The 4,909-nt window shown below is 65.0% G+C and carries 4 protein-coding genes; 3 read left to right on the forward strand and 1 reads right to left on the reverse strand.

All coding sequences use genetic code 11. The annotated features are described in order from the left end of the window. Positions 1–1,300, reverse strand: a 1,300-nt coding sequence (locus ACTIAO_RS17030) for a hypothetical protein (protein ID WP_441907286.1), incomplete at its 3' end; no start/stop codon positions are given. Between the two features lie 581 nt (positions 1,301–1,881). Here ACTIAO_RS17030 and ACTIAO_RS17035 point away from each other — a divergent pair. The 3 genes from ACTIAO_RS17035 to ACTIAO_RS17045 all read left to right on the forward strand — a co-directional run bounded on the left by ACTIAO_RS17035 (position 1,882) and on the right by ACTIAO_RS17045 (position 4,713). Then, complete coding sequence (locus ACTIAO_RS17035; RefSeq protein WP_441907287.1) at positions 1,882–4,128, forward strand: response regulator transcription factor; 2,247 nt, start codon at positions 1,882–1,884, stop codon at positions 4,126–4,128. A 128-nt stretch (positions 4,129–4,256) separates the two neighbouring features. Next, a complete protein-coding gene (locus tag ACTIAO_RS17040; protein WP_441907288.1) occupies positions 4,257–4,388 on the forward strand; it encodes a hypothetical protein in 132 nt (43 codons plus the stop codon). Between the two features lie 58 nt (positions 4,389–4,446). Next, a complete protein-coding gene (locus ACTIAO_RS17045; RefSeq protein ID WP_441845612.1) occupies positions 4,447–4,713 on the forward strand; it encodes a hypothetical protein in 267 nt (88 codons plus the stop codon). Positions 4,714–4,909: the final 196 nt, after the last annotated feature.

Genomic DNA, 4,909 nt, shown 5'->3' on the forward strand with positions numbered 1-4,909 from the left:
GCTCCTCGGTCGGTGCCGGGGTCGGCTCCTCGGTCGGTGCCGGGGTCGGCTCCTCGGTCGGTGCCGGGACGACCGGTTCGCAGTTCGGGTCATCGCCGATGAGACGGTGGTGCAACACCATCACATCAGTCGTCTCGTCGAGCACGCCTGTGACGTTGAATGAGAAGGACGAGTGCGCCGGCATCGCGTCGATGGGCATCCGGATCGTGTTCTCATCAACGAACTCGATTGCGCCAGCTCCCTCGATGGCTTCGGTAAGTCCGTTGCCCTGCAACGCTCCACCGCCAGGAGTCGAAAGCGCTGAAACGGTGCTCGGATCGAAACTGAACCCCTGGACCGCCTGCACCTCGTACTCCACGTTGGTCAGCTCGGTGTGTGTGCCGCCGTAGAGCCGGAACGTGCGCGTCGCACCTTCACCCCACTGATCGGAGCCCACGCCCCAGCCATCAGCATTGACCTCACCTTGCACATCTGAGATTTCACCATCGTGAACCTTGATGCGCTCAGTGATGTCGTCGCCGGTCTTCTTCCAGATCGTGGTGCCGAGGTACTCCACCTGGCACACATCGATATTCGGCGTCGGGTCAGGGTTGTCGATCGGAGGAATCTCACATCCGGTGCCTTGGTAATAGTCGCCGGCCAACGTCGCCTGAGCAATGAAGCGGTCCGTGTGCGTGAATGCCGAACCGTCCTCGTTTCGAACGTTGAACTGATAGACGGTGCCGCCCATCGTCGGCAGGTCGCCGAGCGCAATCGTCCAGCTGCCGTCCGCGTTCGGGGTCGCTGCCTCAGCGCCTCGAGCGCTCCACGTGTAGTCGACGTAGTTACCGCCCCACTTCGACATGTTGGCGTTCGTCGATACTGGGTCGAACGAGACAACGAAGTCATCAAGTTGCTCGTAACCATCGGCCAGCTCGAACGTGACCGTCGCATCCTTGATCGGGTGGTCGGTCGCCGTAGGGATCCGCCACACCTGCGTCCGGTAGTCCGCCAAGTAGAAGTGATTCAGTTCCAGGTAACCGGGGTCGCCGAGGGCCGGCTCGACAGCCTCAATGTAGCCACCGTTGCTGTAGTGGGCCGGTTTACCGTCGATGCCTTGCATCAGCCCGGGGTAATCCGGGTCATCATGACGCAAGTCGGTGTCGAGGATCGACGATGCGCTCCAACTCACCTCGCAGAGTTTGGTATGTTCCCCCGACTCGGTGTCGGGGTTCGTCGCTGAGGCGGGGGTTGCGAGCCCCAGCACCGCAAGCCCCGCGATCGCAACAGTCGCGAGGGCGGGTTTCACTCTTAGCTTCATGTCTCACCTCTGAACGATGGAACGTGACATCGGATACGCGGGAGCTGCACGGCCGAACGCGAAGGGTGCCAGGAGCTCCACGTTCCTGACCCCTCTGTGCGACATGCGGATGCCGCACAGCCCCGCGAGGATGCCTCACGTGACGGGCCAAGAACCCACGATACCCTCTGCGCCGCTGGCTCACCTCGTCATCAGCCCGAGTTACCCCGCGATTACCCCCGATGCCGCATGAGGGCGTCCTGGCGGCACAAAGACGGGCTTCCGCCGCGGGAGGCCCTGGTCAACGCCACTCCGCCGACCACAAATGGGCATATACCCGGTGAGCATTATGTAGCCTCGTCGACAATGAGATCGCACGTCCGTGAGCGATCCGAGGACGAGAAGTGAGATCGGCAATGCGGGACGATCGAGAGGCAGCGCCGAGCGTTATTCGACAGCACGCGACATGCCTCATCGTGGTGCGTGCTCCCCGCGGAGCTGGCAAGACGGAGATGGTTCGCCGATGGTCGGCCCGCGTTCCCGGCACCGTGATCATGTGGCACGACGCACGGTCGGCGCCCCCCAGCGCCGCGAGCTTCTGGATGCGTCTCATCACCCAACTGCATTCGCGAGGGCTGATCTCCGACGAGCATCTCTTCCGCACAGCCACGGTTGCGAACGGCGAGGGCGCCGCCATGCGCGCCGCGATAGGCCAGCTGCTCGCGGCGCTCGATGATCCGCCCACGCTCATCGTCGATGACCTCCAGCGCGCCGTCTCGGCTGAGATCTACGTCCAGGTGATCGACGACATCGCTTACTTCCTCGCAGGATGCCCGCGGCTGCGGGTCGTAATCATAGAATCCGAACGATCCGTCGTTGACGACATCGACATCTCGGGACGAATCACGATCGGCGCCGAACACGTGCCTCCCGTTGCATTCCTGAGCGAGTCGTTCGCGGCACACATGTCGCGGACGCCGCGCGCGCCGTCGTTGCGCAGGATCGTCAACGACGATCGCTTACTCAAAGCCGTGTGCCTCGCGGCGCTCCCACACTCCACGGATGTCGAGCTCACGCATGCGCTGACGGGCGCCGCCGGCCGAGAGCTGCTCGATGCCGCAGCGGAATGGGGACTCGGGACATGGCAGAGCACCCCGACCGATGTCGAGCACTTCACGTTCCGGGCGACAGTGCGCACCGAGGCTCGCGCGGAGCTGCACCGGTCGTGGCCGATCGACAAGATCGCCGCCGCGCGACGCCTCGCCCTCTGGTACCTCGCGCGCGCTGATCGTGATCTTGCGTTCGAGTTCGCGGTGATGTCGGAAGATATTGCGATCATCAGTCATGTCGGGCTGCGGCTTGTGCCATTCGTCGCACCGTTCCCGGCTGACGTCGTCGATCGCCTCGCCCGTTTTCCGATCGATCGAGTTCGCGAGAGCGCGGTCCTCTCGCTATGGGCCGCGACATATTCCAACGCATCCTCGCACCCGACTGCGTCGACGACAGAGCTCTATGCGGCCGCGGCGGCCGCCGCCGCGGTGCAGAACAGCGACGCGGATATCGGCGCCACCGAAAAGCTGGTGCTGCTCGGCCTCGAATCCTTTGCGGCACGGCGCGCGGGCGACGCGGTGCGCGGGGCCGGTCTCGCGAGGCAGTTCCACGCGCGAGCTTTGAAGCACCTGGCCGCGCGCCGGATCGACGAGGCTCTTCTGCAGCCATTCGTCGAGTTCGCTTATCAGGCGAGCGCGACGCTGACCTACGGAGACGAGAACGAGGCGGCCATCGGGTTGCTGGCCGAGCTCGAGAAATTGTGCCGAGCGCATGGCCTCGAATACCGGCGCAGCTCAGCGCAGGCCGCGCTTGGGTACCACTACGCCGCCACCGGCGACGTCCCGAAGGGCGCAGCCTTTGCGCGCACCGCAACGGCGCACACGGCGCGAGGCAGCCGCGGCAGCCATACTGCGTTTCTGCAGGTGTCCAACCTGGTCCGCGCGGCACTCGCGGCGGACCTTGTGCAGTTGCGGCTCGCTGTCGCGGCGCTCGACGACAGTACCGCCCCCGCCTCTCACTGGGACCTGCGGCTTTTCGGTGAGGTCCTTCTCGACCTCGACACCGGCAACGCTACCGCCGCACGCGTGCGCGTCGACTCCGCGGTTCGCGCACACGCGCGGACCAATGTCCCCATCAGTATTCGCCGCCGCGTCACCTACCTCCACGACATGCTGAGGCTGTTCGGTGAGCCGCCACGCGCGGCCGCGGCGATCCTCTCGCGCGCCCCCGCGGATGCGATCTCGCTCGCGCTCGGTGCCGCTCACGACATCAATAACGAGGATCTCGATGAGGCTTCCGCCAAGCTCGGCAGGGCATCGACGCGCACCTCAACGCCAATCGCAGAGCATCTCGTGTACGTCGTACTCACGCGCCTCGGGATAGCCGGCGGTGACATCAAGGGTGCGCACAGCACCTCTGAGCATCTGCTCCTGCTGCTTCGCGCGCATGGTCTGCGGCTCGGATTCGCGCTCTTCGACGAACAAGAGCGCTCGACGATCCTCGCGAGCGTCGGCGACGCTCGCGAGCTGCGCGAAGCCTTCGCGGCGACCACGGCGATGTCGTCCCGGTTCACCTCTGCTCACGCGCCAACGCTGACCCGAGGTCAACTCACGGTCATTCGTGCGCTCGCCGAGCTCGGCGACCGGCAGGCCGTCGCCCACACGCTGTTCCTCTCGCCCGGTACGGTCAAGGCGCACCTACGCGCGGTCTACAAGAAGCTGGACGCCCACAGCCAGGCCGAGGCACTGTACAAAGCGGCAGCACTTGGCCTGCTCACGACTCCGCGCGGCCACACCTAGATCGGGCATTGGTCGCGTAAGGACCCGGCAACCGACTTCGACGTTGAAGATCCCCCAGACCGCCTATGCCTGGACTGTGGGATGCCCATTGCGTCCATTCACGACCCGCAGTTTCACACGCACCGCTGATGTCGCTCAGCTCCGGCTTCCACCCGCTCGACGACCTGATTTCTGCGGTCAAGCAGTACCTGGATGATCCGCCGGAGCCGAACGCGGACACTGTGCCCGCGCGGTACGCGGGTCCCCGGACGTTGACGTGACGCACCCCATCCGGGAGCGTGGTGGCGTTCCCCCACGGCATAACCGGAAGGACACCTCATGAAGCTCAAGCGCAAGATCACAACAGCAGCGCTCACCGTCGCCCTCATTGCTGGCGGAAGCGTCGCCATGGCACCCGCAGCTCAGGCCGCCGGTGGGTCATGGTCGGGACAGTTCGCACAAAAGGACGCGTGCACTGTGACAGTCGCGGCGCAGAAGGCTGTGCGCGCAGTAGCCGGCGCAACGAACATCAAGGGGTCGTGCTCGCCTGTGTACGGGTCGAACGGGAGCAGCTACTGGCTCGGCGTCGTCACCTGGAACAGCTAACCGCCTCGCAATATAGGGACCCCTCGCCCGGGCGATGAACGGCCCCGACAATACCGAACTCATCCGCCGGCAGGGACGAGACCCCGGGCAGATCACGTTTCTCGTTTTCCCCCGATTCTCCAGGGGGAATCACGCTGCTTCTGTGGTGCCGGCTGAGGGGTTCGAACCCACGACCCCCGCTTTACAAGAGCGGTGC

The organism is Microbacterium sp., from assembly GCF_052099035.1.
Taxonomy (GTDB): domain Bacteria; phylum Actinomycetota; class Actinomycetes; order Actinomycetales; family Microbacteriaceae; genus Microbacterium.

What these genes read in the sequence shown, in the direction of transcription:
- ACTIAO_RS17035 (WP_441907287.1), top strand. Translation starts at nt 1,882, where the DNA reads ATGCGTCTCATCACCCAACTGCATTCGCGAGGGCTGATCTCCGACGAG.
- ACTIAO_RS17040 (WP_441907288.1), top strand. Translation starts at nt 4,257, where the DNA reads ATGTCGCTCAGCTCCGGCTTCCACCCGCTCGACGACCTGATTTCTGCG.
- ACTIAO_RS17045 (WP_441845612.1), top strand. Translation starts at nt 4,447, where the DNA reads ATGAAGCTCAAGCGCAAGATCACAACAGCAGCGCTCACCGTCGCCCTC.